This is a genomic window from Yersinia sp. 2541 StPb PI (assembly GCF_052217145.1).
Taxonomy (GTDB): Bacteria; Pseudomonadota; Gammaproteobacteria; order Enterobacterales; family Enterobacteriaceae; genus Yersinia; species Yersinia enterocolitica_E.
Genome location: NZ_JAZGQB010000001.1, coordinates 1708701 through 1728758, shown reverse-complemented (window position 1 = coordinate 1728758; position 20058 = coordinate 1708701). Strand labels below are relative to the sequence as shown.

Genomic DNA, 20058 nt, shown 5'->3' with positions numbered 1-20058 from the left:
TTATGCGCGTACTTCTTCCTTTTTTGGCGTTGTATCGCCGCCATTGGTTCCTGATTTGTCTGGGTATCGTGCTGGCAATTGTCACGCTGCTGGCCAGTATCGGCTTGCTGACATTATCCGGTTGGTTCCTTGCGGGTACCGCCATCGCTGGCCCTGCTGGATTATATACGTTTAACTACTTACTACCGGCAGCCGGTGTCCGAGGGGCCGCAATTACCCGTACGGCGGGCCGCTACGCAGAGCGAGTTGTCAGCCATGACGCGACATTCCGTGTACTGGCACATCTGCGGGTCTTCGCTTTCCAGAAGATCCTACCACTCTCCCCTGCCGGTATTGCCCGTTTTCGCCAAAGTGAACTGCTGAACCGGTTGGTCGCCGATGTTGATACCCTCGATCATCTCTATCTGCGCGTCATCTCACCGCTGGTGGCCGCCATCGCAATTATTGCTGCCGTGACGTTTGGTTTAAGCTATCTGGATGTCAATCTGGCCCTGACACTCGGTGCAATTCTGCTGGGGTTATTACTGCTCGTCCCATTGATCTTCTACCGTGCCGGTAAGCCCATTGGTCGTGACCTGACGGACCTGCGTGGTCTTTATCGTTCGCAACTGACCTCTTGGTTACAGGGGCAGGCAGAGTTATTGGTATTCGGTGCGTTGCAGCAATTCCGTGCCTCGTTGCAGGATATTGAACAACGCTGGATGAAACGCCAACAACAGCAAGCATCCTTGGCTGGTTTAGCGCAGGCGCTAATGATTCTGGCTACTGGCCTAACGGTCACGCTAATTTTATGGCTCGCCGCTGAAGGTATTGGCGGGAATAATCAACCAGGCGCATTACTGGCGCTCTTTGTTTTTACCTCTTTAGCCGCATTTGAAGCCTTGCTGCCGGTGGCTGGTGCATTCCAACACTTGGGGCAAGTTATCGCTTCCGCGACCCGCGTTGCGCAATTGATGGAACAACAGCCTGAAGTGACATTCCCGACCAATGGTCCAGAGCTGACCGCACAGGTGGCGCTAGAAGTGACAGGGTTGAGTTTTACCTACCCACAGCAGCCCTTGCCCGTTTTGCAGAATATATCGCTGTCACTGGCCGCAGGGGAGCATATTGCGCTACTTGGGCGCACGGGCTGTGGAAAATCCACACTGTTACAATTATTAACCCGGGCCTGGGATGCCAGCCAAGGCAGTATCACGCTTAATGGGGAACCATTGGCCAATTATGACGAAAATACCTTGCGCCAAATGATGACAGTGGTCAGCCAGCGGGTACATGTCTTCAGCAGTACGTTACGTGAAAATCTGTTGCTGGCTTGCCCTACGGCATCTGATGCACAGTTGAAAACGGTTTTGGAACACGTCGGGTTAGCCAACTTACTTGATAACAGTGAGGGACTGAATGCCTGGATGGGGGATGGTGGCCGGCCACTCTCTGGCGGTGAACAGCGCCGTTTAGGAATTGCCCGTGCCTTGCTACATCCAGCGCCTCTTTTGCTACTTGATGAACCTACCGAAGGGTTAGATGCTGAAACAGAACAACAAATTCTGGCTCTGCTGCGCCAACACTGTCAGCACAAGAGCCTGATCATGGTCACTCATCGTTTATACGGTCTGGAATATATGGATCGAATCTGCGTGATGGATGGTGGCAAGATAGTCGAGCAAGGCAATCACCACAGTTTATTGCAACACAAAGGGCGCTATTACCAATTCCATCAACGCCATTGAACAGTGGGCTGCGTGAATTGTGAATGAGTCACCTGATGCGAGCAGGTAATTAGCATAATTCGCGCTAATATGAATAAAAACCACTGAAGAAAAAGTGGTATTCATTGTTATTTATTATACCCAGCGAACTGAGCGTAACAGCTAACAACGCTGTGGCTTCAAGTACCAAGGCTATGGAGCCTGAAGATATCATCAGGGGGATTTATGCGCATTACACAGCTATCTTCTCAGTCATTTGCATTCCCCTCACCTGAGCTGGCTCTGCGCGAACCTAATGGTTTGCTGGCTCTTGGGGGCGATTTAGCCGCTCCTCGCCTGCTGGCAGCTTACCAAAAGGGGATTTTTCCTTGGTTTAGCCCCGGAGAGATGATCCTATGGTGGTCACCGGACCCGCGCGCGGTGTTATTCCCAGAAGATTTGCATATTAGCCGCAGCATGCGCCGCTTTCTGCGCCGTTGTCCTTATCGCCTCACACTTAACCATGCTTTTGCCGATGTGGTCAGCGCTTGTGCTGCGCAACGTGATGAGGGGACGTGGATTGGCGAGGATGTACAGCAAGCTTATTGCCAATTACATGCATTAGGGCACGCGCACTCAGTTGAAGTTTGGTTGGAAAATGAACTGGTTGGCGGATTATATGGCATTGCAGTAGGTAAACTGTTTTGCGGAGAATCGATGTTTAGCCGAGCTGACAATGCTTCAAAAAGCGCATTAATGGTTTTTTGTCATCATTTTACCCGTCAAGGTGGAGAACTGATTGACTGTCAGGTCCTCAACGCTCACACTGCGTCGCTGGGTGCGATTGAGATCCCACGAAACTTTTTTATGCAGCAGTTGAGTCAACTCCAGTTTAGTCCACTACCGGCTGAATGCTGGTTACCGCAATCGTTGAATTTTTCATCCGCGATGCAGTAAAGATCAACCGTTGAGAAAGTACCCCACATTAGGCTTTATCCCCTCTTACCGGCAGACTAATTTTGCTGAAATGGTGCGATGACCGCCAACACTTCTTTACATAATGTGGGTTTTTCGGCATTATCTTGCCGGTTAAAAACTAAGGTAGTAACACCTAGAGGATTCGATGGCCAAAGAAGACAATATTGAAATGCAGGGCACCGTTCTTGATACGCTGCCGAACACCATGTTCCGCGTTGAATTGGAAAACGGGCACGTGGTAACCGCTCATATCTCCGGTAAAATGCGTAAAAACTATATCCGCATCCTGACGGGTGACAAAGTCACTGTAGAGCTGACCCCGTACGACCTGAGCAAAGGCCGCATTGTCTTCCGTAGCCGTTAATCGGCTAATCTGTCGCCAGTTTAAGACTGGCGAGCTCTGAGGATGTAGTCCCCCTCCGGCGCCCTTCCCATTTATGGCAAGGGCGTTTTGCGTTTTCTTTTTTATCGATTGAGTAGGTTTATTCATCGTGAAATAAACAGCAAAATGCAAAAGTCACTAATCGTGGAAAACAAAAAGGGCGATAAGTTTATAGCTTATCGCCCTTTTTTATTGCCCGGTATACTTGACGCAGTAGTCGTGTAACGCCGATATCCCCCGAATCACTCAATACTCACTCATCGGGAATCTTTCATTTGCCATCGACTGCAACGCCACTTATTTCGGACATCTTACATTTAATGAACGGCACCTTCAGTTTTGCGTTTTTGCGCACTCTGAAACTCATAAGCCAGTTGTTGTTTTTCTTTATCCAGCCCAACAGTGACCGAGCCACCATCAACCAGAGAACCAAACAACAGCTCGTTTGCCAGCGGTTTCTTCAGATTCTCCTGAATCACCCGCGCCATTGGTCGTGCACCCATCGCTTTGTCATAGCCTTTATCAGATAACCAATTACGGGCTTCTTCACTGACTTCCAGCGACACGCCTTTAGCATCTAATTGCGCCTGCAACTCAACAATAAATTTATCGACCACCTGCTGAATAACAGTAGGTGACAAGTGGTTGAACCAAATAATGTTATCCAACCGGTTTCGGAATTCCGGGGTAAACACTTTTTTGATCTCTTCCAGTGCGTCAGTGCTGTTATCTTGCTGTTTAAAACCAATTGAGGTCCGTTGCGTTTCACGCACACCAGCATTGGTGGTCATCACCAGAATGACGTTACGGAAATCAGCTTTACGCCCATTGTTATCCGTCAGAGTGCCGTTATCCATCACCTGTAGTAACAGGTTAAACACATCTGGATGGGCTTTTTCAATTTCATCCAGCAGCAGAACTGCATGAGGATGTTTGATAACCGCATCGGTCAACAGACCACCTTGATCGTAACCTACATAACCCGGAGGCGCACCAATCAGGCGGCTGACAGTATGGCGCTCCATATATTCAGACATATCAAAACGCAGCAGTTCGATATCCAGTGCTTTGGCCAATTGCACCGTAACTTCTGTTTTACCAACCCCTGTTGGGCCAGCAAACAGGAACGATCCGACCGGCTTATGCTCGTGCCCTAATCCTGCGCGGCTCATTTTGATCGCCTCAGATAGCGCATCAATGGCTTTATCCTGACCGAATACCAACATATTCAGCCGATCACTCAGATTTCTCAGCACATCGCGATCACTGGCAGAGACGGTCTTCTCAGGAATACGGGCGATACGAGCCACCACGGATTCAATATCCGACACATTGACAGTTTTCTTACGTTTGTTAAGTGGCATCAGGCGGCTACGAGCACCAGCCTCGTCAATCACATCAATGGCTTTATCCGGTAAATGGCGGTCATTAATATACTTAACCGACAACTCCACCGCTGCGCGTATCGCTTTCGCGGTATAACGCACATCATGATGTGCTTCATATTTCGGTTTCAGGCCGTTAATAATCTGAACGGTCTCTTCCGGTGTCGGCTCAGTAATATCAATTTTCTGGAAACGCCGTGCCAGTGCACGATCCTTTTCAAAGATATTGCTGAATTCCTGATAAGTGGTAGAGCCAATGACCCGGATCTTGCCACTAGAAAGCAGTGGTTTAATCAGGTTAGCTGCATCCACTTGCCCACCGGAGGCAGCACCTGCGCCGATAATAGTATGAATTTCATCGATAAACAGGATGCTATCTTTGTCATTTTCTAACTGTTTCAGCAGCGCTTTGAAACGCTTTTCAAAGTCACCACGGTATTTGGTTCCGGCCAGCAGTGAACCGATATCCAGTGAGTACAGAGTGCATTCCGACATCACTTCAGGAACATCGCCCTGCACGATACGCCAGGCCAGGCCTTCTGCGATAGCCGTTTTACCGACACCGGACTCTCCGACCAACAGCGGGTTGTTTTTACGCCGACGGCACAATACCTGAATAGTCCGTTCCAGCTCTTTGTCGCGACCGATAAGTGGGTCAATGCCCCCCACCCGAGCCAGTTGATTCAGATTGGTGGTGAAGTTTTCCATACGGTCTTCCCCTCCTGCCTGCTCTTCATTTACCGGGTTTTCTGCATTCGGTGCTTGACCCGGTTCGTCCTTACGAGCGCCGTGGGAAATAAAGTTCACTACATCCAGACGGCTGACATCATGCTTACGCAGCAGGTAGGCCGCCTGAGACTCTTGTTCACTGAAGATGGCGACCAACACGTTGGCACCCGAGACTTCATTGCGCCCAGAGGACTGGACGTGGAAAACTGCACGTTGTAACACGCGCTGGAAACTGAGCGTAGGCTGGGTGTCACGCTCTTCTTCGCTAACAGGTAATGTTGGTGTGGTTTGTTCGATAAACGCTTCCAGCTCCTGGCGTAACGCTACCAGATCAACCGTACACGCCTCCAGCGCTTCCCGCGCAGCCGGATTGCTTAGCAATGCCAGCAATAGGTGCTCCACGGTCATAAACTCGTGTCTGTGCTCACGCGCTCTGGCGAAAGCCATATTGAGACTGAGTTCAAGTTCTTGATTGAGCATAGGCACCTCCCAATAATTGCCTTAATCAGGCTTTTTCCAGCGTACAAAGCAATGGATGCTCGTTCTCCCTGGCGTATTGATTTACATGTGCGACTTTCGTCTCTGCAACTTCAGCAGTAAAAACACCGCAAATCGCCTTTCCTTGATAATGCACATTGAGCATCAGTTGTGTTGCACGTTCAATATCATAAGAAAAGAACTTTTGCAGAACGTCAATCACAAATTCCATCGGTGTGTAATCGTCGTTGTTAAGTATAACTTTATACATAGACGGCGGTTTGAGCGCCTCTTTCTGTTTATCTTTGACTAAATGTTCAAAATTTAGCCAATCGTTGTTGTTACCCATTGCCTGCCCATCGTTTCACAGAACCATACAGGAGCAATACCTCACTCCGGTTATAAGACCATTTCATGCAGATATCTATTATTATTTTAACATCACTTATGCCATAACGCCGCCAGAGAAAGAAGTCGGTTTTTTTGCGTTAAAAGTGATTAAATTGTAACCAGATAAACACAATAGCGTTAGCTACATCAAACTTTGAATAACTGCCTTGGTCAGACAAAAGCCCTCCCCTTGACGTTAAGGCCATTTCCACTAGAGTGTATTTTCGTGAGCTGTTGGAGTTTTAACCAATTCGCGCTCACTTTAACCAGTTATTACCTCATCTCAAACTAGAATAGCCTTGCGAGGAACGTAGAAGTATGGAGACGGGTACTGTTAAATGGTTCAACAATGCCAAAGGTTTTGGCTTTATTTGCCCTGAGGGCGGCGGCGAAGATATCTTCGCTCACTATTCAACTATTCAGATGGATGGCTACCGCACATTAAAAGCCGGTCAGATGGTTAACTTTGATGTCCATCAGGGACCAAAAGGAAACCATGCCAGCCTGATAGTTCCACTCGGGTTAGAGGTCCTATTGCAAGAAGCCATACCGCAGGAGCTCGCTGCAATGGCCTGACACCACGCATTCACTCGCCTGCACCTGCCCATCAGCGAAACAGTCTGGTGCCAAAGGTATTTCCCGGGCGGCGTGTTGCTACTAACATCGATTGCGTTTCAAAATGCCAGCCAACGATGACTGGCATTTTTATTTCTCATACTTCTAATATGCGGCCATATGAACCAAGTTCAATCCTTTGACTGATCTATTCACCAGCTAATTTATTCTCGAGCCAATTTATTCTCGAGCTAATGCATCAATCGGGTTTAGTCGAGCAGCACTGCGGGCCGGTAGATAACCAAACACCACACCTATCACTGTAGAGCACAAAAATGCGCTGAACAATGCAACCGGCGGGAAAGCTATCTGCCAGTTAGGCAGAAACATCTCTACAACCAGACCGATGGCAAAGGATAGCGTGATACCCAGAGCTCCACCGACCAGGCAAACCAGAATCGCTTCAATTAGGAATTGCTGCATAACATCACTGGATCTCGCCCCTACAGCCATGCGAATACCAATCTCTCGAGTGCGTTCGGTCACCGAAACCAGCATAATATTCATCACCCCAATTCCCCCCACCACTAATGAAATTACTGCCACCAGTGTCAGGAACAATTGCATGGTACGGGTAGTTTTTTCCGCCGTTTGCAACAAACTATCCATGTTATAGGTGAATATGTCTTTCTTGCCGTGGCGCATCGTCAACAACCGCACTAGCTGCTGCTCAGCTTCTTTGCTGCTATACCCCTCTTTAATGCGGATAGTTATCGAATCAAAGTAGGCACGCCCCATCAGACGGCTCGCCATGGTGCTGTAAGGTACCCATATTCGCAGCGCTTTACTGCTACCAAACATAGATTGCTTTTCTTCTACCACCCCAACCACGGTGGCAGGCATATTCCCCACCAATATGACCTGCCCTACGACGTCTTTCATATGCGGGAACAAGCGGCGCTGGGTATTACGGTCAATAACAGCAACTTGCGACTGGCGTTCAACCTGCTCACGGGTAATGGCCGTTCCCTGTTCGAGTTTCATACCATATACACGGAAATACTGTTCACTGACCCCCGATACGCTGGCGGCAACATCAATATTGCCATAGCGGAGCCGCATACTGCCTGCGATGGTCGGGGATACAGCACTGACGTAGGACTGTGCTTTCAGTGCTGCCATGTCGTCATAAACCAATGCCTGCCGGGTACTGGGGTCGTCATCACCGAAATCTTTGCCGGGATAAACATCAATAGTATTGGTGCCAATAGCCCGGATATCAGCAAGAACGAGTTGTTTGGCCGCATCCCCAACTACCAAAATAGAGACAACAGAGGCAATACCGATAATGATGCCCAACATGGTCAAGGCCGTGCGCATTTTATTGGCCGACATAGCACGCCAGGCCATTAATAAAGCCTCGCGGAAACGACCCGCCAGTTGCTGCCATGATGGAGCGGGTGGCGTCAGACTAATTGCCTCAGAAGCGGCCACTGCTTGCACCGTTTTCGAGCCTGAATCCGCCATAATGCGGCCATCTTTTATTTCGATAACCCGCTCAGCTTGAGCCGCAACAGTAGGGTCATGAGTCACAATAATAACCGTGTGCCCCTGCTGCTGTAGCTGTTTCAGAATAGCCATAACTTCAACGCTGGAATGACTATCCAGTGCACCGGTTGGCTCATCAGCCAAAATCACCTGCCCACCATTCATCAGAGCACGGGCGATACTGACACGCTGCTGCTGCCCACCAGATAGCTGGTTGGGTTGGTACCCGACACGGTCGCCCAGCCCCAGACGGGTGAGTAACATATTGGCCCGCTCGCGGCGTTCATTTTTACCCAAACCGGCATAGACCGCCGGTACTTCGACATTGTGGGCAGCACTGAGATGCGGCAGCAAATGATAACGCTGGAAAATAAAGCCAAAGTGCTCACGGCGCAGAGCCGCGAGTGCATCATTATCCAATACCGCCACATCCTGCCCTGCGACGCGGTAAACACCAGCACTAGGCTTATCCAGACAACCCAGAATGTTCATCAGCGTCGATTTACCCGAACCGGAAGCGCCGATAATTGCTACTAACTCACCGGCATTAATTGTCAGTGAGACATCCTGCAATACATCCACGGTCTCTTCACCGGACTGATAGCTACGACGGATGCCTTTTAACTCAAGCAATGCCGTCATTACGTCTCCTCCGTGCCACCGCGGCTAACGATGACCTCATCACCGATATTCAAACCAGAAATCACCTGTGCATCAACGTTATTACGGATACCAATCGTCACTTCACGTTTCTCTTCTTTACCGTCTTTCAGCACCGCGACCTGATAACGGTTAGTCCCTAACTCATCACCCAAGGCCGATAACGGAATAACCATTGCCTGTTTTACATTGGCAAGTTGAATTGAAACCTGCGCAGTCATTTGCAGGCGCAATAAGCGATCTGGATTCGGCACCTCAAAACGTGCCGAGTAGAAAATGGCATCATTTACTTTTTCTGGTGTTGGTTGAATATCTTTTAACACCCCATCAAAGTGTTTCCCAGGATCACCCAGCACGGTAAATGAAGCTTTCATCCCCGGTTTAAGATGAATGACATCCGCTTCGGATACCTGCGCATTCACCAACATAGTGCTCATATCCGCCAACGTCAGAATATTAGGCGCTTGCTGAGCGGCGATCACTGTTTGCCCCTGCAAGGTGGTGATTTGCACCACATCGCCATCCATTGGCGCAGAAATTTTGGTGTAATCGAGATTAATATTGGCTGTATCCAAACTGGCTTTAGTTTTATTAATTTGCGCATTAATCGTCTCTACCTGCGCTTTTTTCACTGCCAGCGTGGTACTGGCCTGATCCAAGTCTTGGCGTGATACCACCTGTAATTTTGCCAAATCCTGTTGGCGGCGCAGGGTGACCGCGGCCAGTTGCATTTCAGCCTTCGCCTGTGCCAACTGAGCATTCAAATCCTGTAATGTCGCCTCTACTTCTTTAATTTGGTTCTGTGCCTGTTGCGGGTCGATCATCGCCAGCAATTGTCCTTGCTTAACTTGATCGCCAATCTCCACATACAGTTTTTCCAACTGGCCACTGACCTGTGCACCCACATCAACTTTACGTACCGCATCGAGTTTGCCGGTTGCCAGAACATTCTGTTGCAAGTCACGATTGGCAACTTTTACTGTTTGGTATTGCACCGGGGCTGGGGCCGTCAGATGTCTGATGAGGAAAAACCCCCCGATAATTAACACGGCAATTATGGTAAGCCATCGGCGCTGACTGCGACTGAACTGAATCAAATCAATTACCTTCCCTATTCGTCAATTTTTCAATCTGCTGAAAATAGCATCAGAAATTCTCATTTAACTAAACCAAATATCAATACAACCGTGCTATAGGCGAAATCTAAGATGCATTGAGCCTCTGTTTAGTTCCCGTTTGTTTGAATAGCGCCAGAAACACAGCGATATTACGGATTTAATCATGCATAACATCAATAACACAGCATCAATCCCCAACAATATTAACCGTTGGGGGTTAATTACATTGCTATTCAAAGGTAGTCAGGCTCTGGGCGGCTCATGGCAAAAGTTGCGGTTTCGGCTTAAATTTATCGCCCGGACCCTTATCAGCCCAAAACTGACCTTTCGTTTATTGGGTGTACTGGTAAAACAACCGTTACTAAACAGTATACTGCGCGCACAACCCGATTTGCCTTGTAAGTTGCATCGTCCTTATCTGACTAACACGCTCAATAATCGCCAAAAACTGGGGGTGCTACAGGATCATTTCCTCTTGGTAAACCAATGTATGCCTGCAGCATTACGTAGCAACTACTTGCATACTTCGCCCTATAAACTGGCTGAATTAATTGGCAAGAATGAGGAAAAGTATTCTCTTTATTTGGGTGTTATTCCAAAACTCAATAAGGAGGGAGAAATTACGCTGATGCTGGCAAATGAGCAACAGCAAACGCTGGCGGTGCTGACTTTCAGCCTGTTTTACTATCAACAGCAAAAAACATTGTTTATTGGTGGGTTACAAGGTGCCGATAATGGAACACCACACAGCGCAATTCACACCAGCACTAAAGCTTGTCATGGTTTATTCCCTAAACGTTTGGTATTGGAAGCCGCATGCTGTCTGGCAGAGTTAATGGGAATAACACAAATTAAAGCCGTGGGGAATGAAACGCACATTTATCAAAACTGGCGCTATCGGGCCAAGAAAAAAGAGAAATTGCATGCTGACTATGACAGTTTTTGGTTGTCTGTTGGCGGAGAAGCGTGCACAGAAGGCCATTTCAATTTACCGACCAAAATCGCGCGTAAACCGATTGAAGATATTGCTAGCAAAAAACGGGCAGAATATCGCCGCCGCTATGAGTTACTTGCACAACTTGAGGGGGCGTTAGCCACGCATTTTACTCACGACGTGGCGTGACCCGTGTTGAAGTGATCTGGTGCTAATCGGCTCGACCACGCGCCAGCCAAACTACTTGAGAGAACATTTTTTTCAGTAATAGGGGGACAGATTCTACCCCCCTCTCTTTGGCCTGACTGGCAACCTCAATAGCCAGATCCGGCTTTGAGGTACGGTGAATCGCCTTTTCAATCACTCTACGCGGCTGCATTTTGGCATTGGCAGGAATTGCTGAGATCCGATGATAGACATCATCAAAGCCAGCGCGATATAAAAAGTGTTCCATATCTGGTGCTGGCAATATGGTCAGGCGATCCCGTTCATGATCGCGCCCATTGTCCGCCATATTACGCACCGTGGCGGCATACTTTTTACCGGCATCATCGCCATCAGTCAGAACATGCCATTGAATGCCCATCCGGTTGGCAAACTTAAGCAGCGGGCGCAAACCACTCTGAGCGAACTCAATAACTTTTACTCCTTCAGCTTCAAAGTGGTAACCACACTGGCGAGCAAACTCATTGAGTAACCAGATCTCTGTTTCACCTTCCACCAGCAGCCAGCAACGAGCAAACAGGGCTGAGGGCCGATTGAAACGAATATGGAAAGCGATACGGCGGCTATCTTCAGGGCTCATGCCACGAGAGCCAATACGATAAGTCGCGACTTTTGCCGATTCGCGCACCAATCGGCAAATGCTCTCTATCGGCACTAATGACACTAACTCACCGGAATTTGTCGTGGTAATCCGTTGCAGAGGGAGCTGGCTGAGCAACCCCCAGGCGACGGACAGCATTATCGGATGCAAGCGGGTTTCAGGGTCTTCTACCAGTAGCAAGGGCCGAGAATGGGGATCGAGACTCAATGGCCCTTTAGCCTGCAATAACGTTGAGAACATCCCTAAAAGTATCAACCGCATACTGCGGCTGTTCGGCTCAGCCACCATCCGGTTTATATTGTCGAGGGCCAGCCAAGCTTCACGTTCCGGTTGTGGCCGATAACGGTGATTACGCAAACCGGCGGACTGCGATCCAGACTCGGCAAAATAGTGTTCCAGCAGTTGGCGCATCGCCTCCAAGCCCTGGCGTAATTCTGAATTAGTCAGTTTCTGTGGGTTACGGACCAACTCACGGCTTAATTGATCCAATTGCTGGTTCAACGCCACTTTATCAGGTGCATGGCTGTTTTCGGTGCTGCTACGGAGCCGGCGCATAAAGCGCGCATCACGCAATCGCAATACCGGGTGGATACGAATAACGCCACGTGCCAACTTCTCAATATCGTGCAAAGACAGTGGCTGGCCTTCTAAATCAAGGAAAGTACGCCAGGTACACACCGTGCCATCATCAGCCAGTTCCCCCTCGACCCGATAATAAATACGATGCAGACCATCATCATTTTTTATCCATAATGGGGCTAAATGGCGGTAACGTGGGGAGTGCCAATGACCAATGTCTTTCTCACAAAAGGTAAAAATAACCTGTAAATGGCGCTCTTTAGCCGTCTCGTCCCCTGCCGGATAATAAAAATCCTGCACGGTAAAATGATAGAGTTGAGGTTCGGGAGACAACAGCAACGTGAGCGCATCTAATAAGCTGGATTTACCCCAGGCGTTCTCACCGATTAGCACAGTATTATCGTCAAGGCTCAATGAAATACGATTAATACCGCGAAAACCGACAATATCAACACGTTCAAGATACATGCTACGCCTCCGGTGCGAATTTATTCATACTGATACTACAGATAACACTGTTAACTCAGCAATCATAGTCGATTGTCTTGACGCCAGACGCAAAAAAACCTTACGGGTCAAGTGCCGCGGCCCGTGCGTACTGCTTTACTCTGCCGCTGATTTTAGATAGCTTATTGCGCCACAGCTCATTATTCATCTGCTCATGATAACCAAAGTCATTGGCGTTACAACAAGTCCACAAACGAATGATTAATCGGTCTCGAACCGATTTGCATAACATTCATGCTCGTTCACAGGGTGAGTCTCAAGTAGGTTCATTCATTCCGATGAGCTTACATCGATAAGTGATTCGGGTGGGCAAGTGCAGCTAACACCACAGTAACGTCAATGAAGAAGGGTATAGGACGGTATAACTCGTGTATTCAGGATTGTTGATCATACTTTTGCCGTTAATTATTGGTTATCTGATCCCACTTAGTCGCAAACCATTAATTCAATTAATCAACCGCTTATTAAGCTGGATGGTTTACGTTATTTTATTTTTTATGGGGATCAGCTTGGCCTTTTTGGAAAACCTCAGCGCTAACCTGCTGCTCATTTTCCAGTACACCGGCATCTTTTTTCTGTGTATTTTTTGTGCCAATTTGCTCGCACTGTTTTTGCTCGAACGCAAAATACCGTGGAAGAATACTCATCGGCAGGAAGCATTACCCTCACGTCTGCATATGGCGCTAGAGTCATTAAAACTGTGCGGCGTAGTCATTGTTGGCTTCCTGTTGGGTCTAAGCCAATGGGAGTGGTTGCAGTTTGCCGCCAAAGGCAGCGAGTTGGCACTGATTTTCCTGCTGTTCTTAGTGGGGATTCAATTGCGTAACAGTGGTATGACACTGCGCCAGATAGTGTTGAACCGCCGTGGCACCATGGTGGCATTTGTGGTAGCAATCAGTGCCTTACTCGGTGGTATGCTTGCTGCACTACTGATCGGTTTGCCAGTTAAAACCGGGCTGGCGATGGCCTCTGGCTTTGGTTGGTATTCACTGTCTGGTATTTTGCTGACTGATGCGTTCGGCCCAGTAATTGGTAGTGCCGCATTCTTTAACGATTTGGCGCGTGAATTAGTGGCAATCATGCTGATTCCAACCTTAGTCCGCAGTAGCCGCTCCACGGCGCTTGGCTTATGTGGCGCCACTTCTATGGACTTCACCTTGCCGGTATTGCAGCGCAGTGGTGGGCTGGAGATGGTCCCTGCCGCTATCGTCCACGGTTTCTTGCTAAGCTTACTGGCCCCGGTATTGATCGCTTTCTTTTCTTAATCACTTTATTACCCAGCGCCGTGGATCAGCCGATTCACTGTGCGCTGTTCCTACCTAATAGTGAATAAATTCTCATTCGCAGCAAAAGTTGCGCCAAATCAAAACAAGTGAAAGTTGCATTAAAAAAGCCTTTTTAAACCTCGGGTGCACCTCTATGCTTTTAAACACGCATTACAAATGCAACTTTAAAAGGAAAAATAATTATGTTCTGTGTGCAATGTGAACAAACTATCCGAACACCTGCGGGTAACGGCTGCTCTTACGCGCAGGGGATGTGCGGAAAAACCGCCGAAACCTCTGATTTACAAGACCTATTAGTTGCTGTACTGCAAGGGCTTTCCGCATGGGCATTGACCGCCCGCGAACTTGGTATTATCGATCATCAGATTGATAGCTTTGCACCCAGAGCTTTTTTCTCGACCCTGACCAATGTGAATTTCGACTCAGACAGAATCGTCGGTTACGCGAAAGAAGCCATCTTATTGCGCCAATCACTGGCCATTCGTTGCCGCTTGCTTGATAGCACTATCACGGTTGATCACCCACTGGCTGAGCTACAACTACTGTCCGACGATATCCCTACCCTGCAACAACAATCGCTGCAATTTGCGCTAAACAACGATAAAGCTGACGTCGGTGACGATATCCACGGCTTGCGCATGCTGTGCTTGTATGGACTGAAGGGGGCGGCGGCCTATATGGAACATGCCCATGTCCTGGGGCAGTTCGATGAGCAGATTTATGCTGATTATCATGCTTATATGGCCTGGTTGGGTACCCAACCGCGTGATGTCGACACGCTACTGAATAATGCAATGGGTATTGGCAAAATGAACTTCAATGTGATGGCCATTTTGGACCACGGCGAAACCCAAGCCTATGGCGATCCACAGCCAACGTCGGTGAATGTGCGCCCGGTTGCCGGTAAAGCTATCTTGATCTCCGGTCATGATCTCAAAGACTTACAAATGCTGTTGGAGCAAACTCAGGGAACCGGCGTTAATATTTATACCCACGGTGAAATGCTGCCTGCTCACGGCTACCCTGAGTTAAAACGCTATCCACATCTGGTGGGTAACTATGGCAGTGGCTGGCAGAATCAGCAGACCGAATTCGCCAAATTCCCCGGTCCGATCCTAATGACATCTAACTGTATCATTGACCCGAACGTAGGCAATTACGGTGATCGTATCTGGACCCGCAGTATTGTTGGCTGGCCGGGTGTTAATCACCTGGATGGGGAAGATTTCACCCGCGTCATTGAACAGGCATTGGGGATGGCTGGCTTCCCGTATAATGAGCTGGAACACTTGATTACTGTCGGTTTTGGCCGCCAGACCTTGTTGAATGCGGCAGATACCGTTATTGATTTGGTCGCCACTAAAAAGCTGCGTCATGTATTCCTGGTCGGGGGATGTGACGGTAGCCGTACAGAACGTAGCTATTTCACTGATTTTGCCCGCAGTGTGCCACAAGATTGCATCATCATGACACTGGCTTGCGGCAAATATCGCTTCAACAAACTGGATTTTGGTACCTTGGAAGGCTTGCCACGCCTGCTGGATGTCGGCCAGTGTAATGATGCTTACTCCGCCATCATGCTGGCGGTTAAATTATCAGAAAAACTGGGTTGTACCGTCAATGACCTGCCACTCAGTCTGGTACTGTCATGGTTTGAACAGAAAGCCATTGTCATTCTCCTGACCCTGTTGTCATTGGGTGTCAAAAATATTTATACCGGCCCGACCGCGCCAGGTTTCCTGACTGACAACCTGATGGCCATCCTCTACGAGAAATTTGGTATGCGTCCTATTACCACCGTAGAGCAAGATATGAGTGCGATTTTGGGGAGTTAAGTCAATATTTTGGCTCATTAAGTAATGGCACATTGCCCGGCCAGAGTGGTTTATTGCCACTGGTCGGGCACTATTAATGGCTTTTTTGCCCGAAAATGACCTGATTCGTTGTGAGGTTTTGATGACCGATTTTATCCCAACCGCTGATTTTATCCCAACCGACTGTCCTACCGCCCTGTGCCCTAACCGCATGCAAGTTCATTCCATCTGGCAAGAAACACCCGATGTCTGGAGCCTGCGGTTAATTAATCACGATTTTTATCCTTATTTACCGGGCCAATATGCCTTGGTAAGCATTCGCAATAGTGATGAAACGCTGCGGGCATATACGCTTTCCTCGACACCCGGTTTAAGTCCGTTTATCCAGCTCACCGTGCGCTGTTTAGCTGATGGGGAAGGATCACGCTGGTTGACCCAGCAAGTCAAGGTGGGGGATTACCTGTGGCTTTCCGATGCTCAGGGCGATTTTACTTGTGCTCACGCTGATGATGACCACTACCTGATGCTAGCTGCTGGCTGTGGTGTCACTCCCGTGATGTCGATGTGTCGTGACTTACTGGCACGGCGTGCACAAGCAGATATCCGGGTGATATTTAATGTGCGCTCACCAGCAGATGTCATTTTTGCCGCTAGCTGGCAGGCCTTGTTACAGCGCTATCCACAACAATTACAGCTCACATTGATGGCTGAATCAGAGGCCAGCGATGGGTTCGTTGCAGGTAGAATCAATGCACAAATAATGCAACAGGTAGCACCTGACATTGCCCACCGCCGGGTGATGACTTGTGGGCCCGCGCCCTATATGGATTGGGTTGAGCAGTATTGCCGCGAACAATCAGTTCCAGCAGATCATTTCCAGAAAGAGCAGTTCCGCACCCGTGACGACGTTGTCGATAGCGGTAATGAATTGACGATGACCATCAGCCATCCTTTGCGCAGTGTTAAAGTCCCGGTGGGTACGTCCCTGCTATTCGCCTTGGAACAACACAAAGTACCGGTGATGGCCGCCTGCCGCGCGGGTGTTTGTGGTTCTTGTAAAACCCGTATTCTGCATGGCGAATATACCACCAGCAGCACCATGACGCTGACAGCAGAAGAGATTGCTCAAGGTTATGTGTTAGCTTGTAGCTGCCAGTTACAAGGTGATGTCCAACTAGCCTGAATGCCGATTAGCCTCCATTAATGGCGCAATTATTGCCAAACGCGCCATACTTTGACCTCATAGAATAATGACTCGCCATTAATCCTTGAGGGAACACAACTATGAAGCAAACTGTGGCAACACTGGTCGCAAAAACGTTGGAACAAGCAGGTGTTAAGCGAATATGGGGTGTAACCGGCGACTCACTCAATGGCCTGAGTGACAGTCTGCATCGGATGGGCACTATCGAATGGCTGGGTACTCGCCATGAAGAGGTGGCCGCCTTTGCCGCCGGGGCTGAGGCACAACTCACCGGGCAGTTAGCAGTCTGTGCCGGTTCCTGTGGCCCGGGTAATTTGCATTTGATTAATGGCCTGTTTGACTGTCATCGTAATCATGTCCCCGTATTGGCTATTGCCGCACATATTCCCTCCAGTGAGATTGGCAGTGGTTATTTCCAGGAAACCCATCCGCAAGAACTGTTTCGCGAATGCAGCCACTATTGTGAGCTGGTTTCTAACCCGGAACAGTTGCCACGGGTGCTGGAAATCGCCATGCGTCAAGCTATCCTCAATCGCGGCGTATCAGTGATCGTATTGCCAGGTGACGTGGCGTTACAACCTGCACCAGAAGATGCCGCCATCGTGTGGCAAACACCCAAATTACCGCTAGTTCAGCCGCTGATGAGTGAGTTGAACATTTTGGCGCAAACGCTTAATCAGGCGAAAAATATCACGCTAATGTGTGGTAGCGGCTGTGCTGACGCCCACGATGAAGTGGTGAAGTTAGCTGAAATGCTGCAAGCCCCGGTAGTACATGCCCTACGCGGGAAAGAACATATTGAGTGGGATAACCCTTACAGCGTTGGCATGACAGGGCTGATTGGTTTTGCCTCCGGCTATCATGCCATGCTCAATGCCGATACCCTGATTCTGCTGGGAACACAATTCCCCTACCGTGCATTCTATCCAACCAACGCCAATATCATCCAAATTGATATCAACCCCGGCAGTATTGGTGCGCATTGCCCGGTCAATATGGCGCTGGTCGGCGATATCAAAACCACGCTTAGCGCGCTGTTGCCACAACTAGAAGTCAAAAGTGACAGCACATTTTTGCAAAAAGCGTTAGAGCACTACCGTACCACCCGTAAAGATCTGGATGGTTTGGCGATCGCCAATGATAATCAACCCATCCACCCGCAATATCTGGCACAACAGATTAGCCGCCATGCCACTGATGACGCAATATTCACCTGTGATGTCGGCACACCGACGGTATGGGCGGCCCGCTATCTGGAAATGAACGGTAAGCGGCGTTTACTGGGATCGTTTAACCATGGATCGATGGCCAATGCCATGCCACAAGCCATTGGCGCGCAAGCAACGGCCCCTGACAGGCAAGTGGTTGCCTTATGCGGTGACGGTGGTTTCACCATGCTGATGGGGGATTTTCTCACTCTGGCACAATTAAAACTGCCGGTGAAAATTGTGGTGTTTAACAACAGTGTTCTGGGGTTTGTCGCCATGGAGATGAAAGCCGGTGGCTATCTGACCGATGGCACTGACTTGCATAATCCAGACTTTGCCGCCATTGCCAATGCCGCCGGTATCAAAGGGATTCGGGTCGAGAAAGCCTCCGAATTAGATGCCGCACTAGAGAGTGCTTTCGCTCATCCGGGGCCGGTTTTGCTCGATGTGGTCACCGCCAAGCAAGAGCTGTCGATGCCACCACAAATCAAATTTGAGCAAGCCAAAGGATTCAGCCTTTACATGCTAAGGGCTATCATTAATGGCCGTGGCGATGAGGTGGTCGAGCTGGCAAAAACCAACTGGCTCCGCTGATTCCCTAAGCCATCTGGTAACAGAATAATTAGCAATGAAAGTGGTTTTTTAATCACTTTCATTGTTTCCCCCCTCCAGTTTCTGATTGAGACAGAAATTATCCTTATATTTTATGTGTCATAAACGACATTTTTTACTCGTCACCCAGCAAAATAGCAAATAGAGGCGTACTGTCTTTTAATCAGTGGTTGCCATTATTTATCAGGATAATTGTTAGTAGCTATATAAGCAGCACGCTAACTTTATTTATGGTGGTGTCATTATGTCAAAGAGAGCCAAATCAGGGACTTCGGCTACGGCTGAATTAACCTGTTTACTGCGGGCAAAGTCATACGGTGATAAACGGCCTTATTTTAAAAGTGATGATTACGTGGCGGTTATTCTAAGCCAGACCTTCCATTCATTCTTTTCTATGATGCAGAAAACCTTTCTATTGGGCGATGATAGTTTACATATCGCTACCCCGGCAGGAATTTACCCTTATATTGTCGCCAGAACCTTGTATATCGATGATCTATTTAAGAAAACCGCGGGTCGATTTAGTAAAATATTTATTCTGGGTGCGGGCTTTGATTCAAGAGCAATTCGTTTCTATCACGCACTGCAACATAGCCGGGTTTATGAGATAGACCATCCAGCCATGCAACAATCTAAAATAGAGAAACTCCGTGAGTGCGATATCACCCCACCTACCAATCTAACTTTTTTACCCCTTGATTTTAATCTGCAAAGTCTGGCGGACATTCTGGCGGATATCCCGTTACAGGCGGGTGAAAAATGCCTGTTTCTGCTGGAGGGGTTATTGATGTACCTCGAGCCAGAACAGGTAAAAACACTGTTTAGTGCCATAAGTGACTACTGCAATGAAGGTAGCCAAATTATCTGCGACTTTGTTTACGCTCATCTGTTGACGGAACTCTCGGTATTAACCGACGAAGAAGGCTTACCCCAGCACAACCCGGAATATGGCGCAAAAGAGAGTGTTGAACGTGTGCGCAGTATTGGCGAAGAGTGGACGTTTGGTATCACTACCCGCGGCATAGATACCTTGCTGGAGCAATACGGTTTCATATTATTGGATAAGGCTGATGCCCACGAACTGGAAACGCGGTTTTTTACCGATAAACAAGGCAAATGCCTGGAGGAAATTAATACATCTTCGTGTTTGGTCTATGCCCAGCGAGAAAAATCCTAATAAA

General features: G+C 48.6%; 15 protein-coding genes. 10 read left to right on the top strand and 5 right to left on the bottom strand.

Annotated features, from left to right (window positions below; all coding sequences use genetic code 11):
• The first annotated feature begins 2 nt into the window (after positions 1 to 2).
• The 3 genes from cydC to infA all read left to right on the top strand — a co-directional run bounded on the left by cydC (position 3) and on the right by infA (position 3027).
• Positions 3 to 1727, top strand: coding sequence for a heme ABC transporter ATP-binding protein/permease CydC (gene cydC, locus V1953_RS07615; protein ID WP_442850807.1), 1725 nt, complete (start codon positions 3 to 5; stop codon positions 1725 to 1727).
• 204 nt (positions 1728 to 1931) lie between these two features.
• Positions 1932 to 2642, top strand: a complete 711-nt coding sequence (gene aat, locus V1953_RS07610) for a leucyl/phenylalanyl-tRNA--protein transferase (RefSeq protein WP_083158424.1) — start codon at positions 1932 to 1934, stop codon at positions 2640 to 2642.
• Positions 2643 to 2808: 166 nt separating this feature from the next.
• Positions 2809 to 3027 (top strand): translation initiation factor IF-1, encoded by a 219-nt coding sequence (gene infA / locus V1953_RS07605; RefSeq protein WP_002211347.1) that lies wholly within the window; start codon positions 2809 to 2811, stop codon positions 3025 to 3027.
• A 335-nt stretch (positions 3028 to 3362) separates the two neighbouring features.
• On the opposite strand, the gene clpA is transcribed toward infA, so the two are convergent.
• Positions 3363 to 5639 carry an ATP-dependent Clp protease ATP-binding subunit ClpA gene (gene clpA / locus V1953_RS07600; RefSeq protein ID WP_050084965.1) on the bottom strand — a complete coding sequence of 759 codons (2277 nt, stop codon included), beginning with the start codon at positions 5637 to 5639 and terminating at the stop codon, positions 3363 to 3365.
• Positions 5640 to 5664: 25 nt separating this feature from the next.
• Complete coding sequence (gene clpS / locus V1953_RS07595; protein WP_005184739.1) at positions 5665 to 5985, bottom strand: ATP-dependent Clp protease adapter ClpS; 321 nt, start codon at positions 5983 to 5985, stop codon at positions 5665 to 5667.
• A 359-nt stretch (positions 5986 to 6344) separates the two neighbouring features.
• Here clpS and cspD point away from each other — a divergent pair, with 359 nt between their 5' ends.
• Positions 6345 to 6602, top strand: a complete 258-nt coding sequence (gene cspD, locus V1953_RS07590) for a cold shock-like protein CspD (protein ID WP_083158423.1) — start codon at positions 6345 to 6347, stop codon at positions 6600 to 6602.
• A 219-nt stretch (positions 6603 to 6821) separates the two neighbouring features.
• Here cspD and macB read toward each other — a convergent pair whose 3' ends face one another.
• Positions 6822 to 8771, bottom strand: coding sequence for a macrolide ABC transporter ATP-binding protein/permease MacB (macB, locus tag V1953_RS07585; RefSeq protein WP_083158422.1), 1950 nt, complete (start codon positions 8769 to 8771; stop codon positions 6822 to 6824).
• Entirely contained in the window at positions 8771 to 9883 is a 1113-nt protein-coding gene (gene macA, locus V1953_RS07580; protein WP_193784808.1) for a macrolide transporter subunit MacA, read from the bottom strand. Before macA ends, macB begins: the two co-directional genes overlap by 1 nt.
• 187 nt (positions 9884 to 10070) lie before the next feature.
• On the opposite strand from macA, the gene V1953_RS07575 reads away from it, so the two are divergent.
• On the top strand, positions 10071 to 11030 hold the full coding sequence (locus V1953_RS07575; RefSeq protein ID WP_442850806.1) for a VirK/YbjX family protein: 960 nt from the start codon (positions 10071 to 10073) through the stop codon (positions 11028 to 11030).
• A 22-nt stretch (positions 11031 to 11052) separates the two neighbouring features.
• On the opposite strand, the gene V1953_RS07570 is transcribed toward V1953_RS07575, so the two are convergent.
• A complete protein-coding gene (locus V1953_RS07570) occupies positions 11053 to 12714 on the bottom strand; it encodes an ATP-dependent endonuclease (RefSeq protein ID WP_372569324.1) in 1662 nt (553 codons plus the stop codon).
• 407 nt (positions 12715 to 13121) lie between these two features.
• On the opposite strand from V1953_RS07570, the gene V1953_RS07565 reads away from it, so the two are divergent.
• The 5 genes from V1953_RS07565 (at position 13122) to V1953_RS07545 (ending at position 20054) form a co-directional block, all read left to right on the top strand.
• The gene (locus V1953_RS07565; RefSeq protein WP_083158418.1) at positions 13122 to 14018 is read left to right on the top strand and encodes a lysine exporter LysO family protein; all 897 of its coding nucleotides are present in this window, start codon (positions 13122 to 13124) and stop codon (positions 14016 to 14018) included.
• A 203-nt stretch (positions 14019 to 14221) separates the two neighbouring features.
• The gene (gene hcp, locus V1953_RS07560; RefSeq protein WP_083158417.1) at positions 14222 to 15874 is read left to right on the top strand and encodes a hydroxylamine reductase; all 1653 of its coding nucleotides are present in this window, start codon (positions 14222 to 14224) and stop codon (positions 15872 to 15874) included.
• A 190-nt stretch (positions 15875 to 16064) separates the two neighbouring features.
• The gene (hcr, locus tag V1953_RS07555; RefSeq protein ID WP_420072793.1) at positions 16065 to 17036 is read left to right on the top strand and encodes an NADH oxidoreductase; all 972 of its coding nucleotides are present in this window, start codon (positions 16065 to 16067) and stop codon (positions 17034 to 17036) included.
• A 101-nt stretch (positions 17037 to 17137) separates the two neighbouring features.
• Positions 17138 to 18859: a ubiquinone-dependent pyruvate dehydrogenase gene (gene poxB, locus V1953_RS07550; RefSeq protein WP_083158416.1), complete on the top strand. Its 1722-nt coding sequence runs from the start codon at positions 17138 to 17140 to the stop codon at positions 18857 to 18859.
• Between the two features lie 262 nt (positions 18860 to 19121).
• Positions 19122 to 20054: a class I SAM-dependent methyltransferase gene (locus V1953_RS07545; RefSeq protein WP_372559353.1), complete on the top strand. Its 933-nt coding sequence runs from the start codon at positions 19122 to 19124 to the stop codon at positions 20052 to 20054.
• The last annotated feature ends 4 nt before the right edge of the window (positions 20055 to 20058 follow it).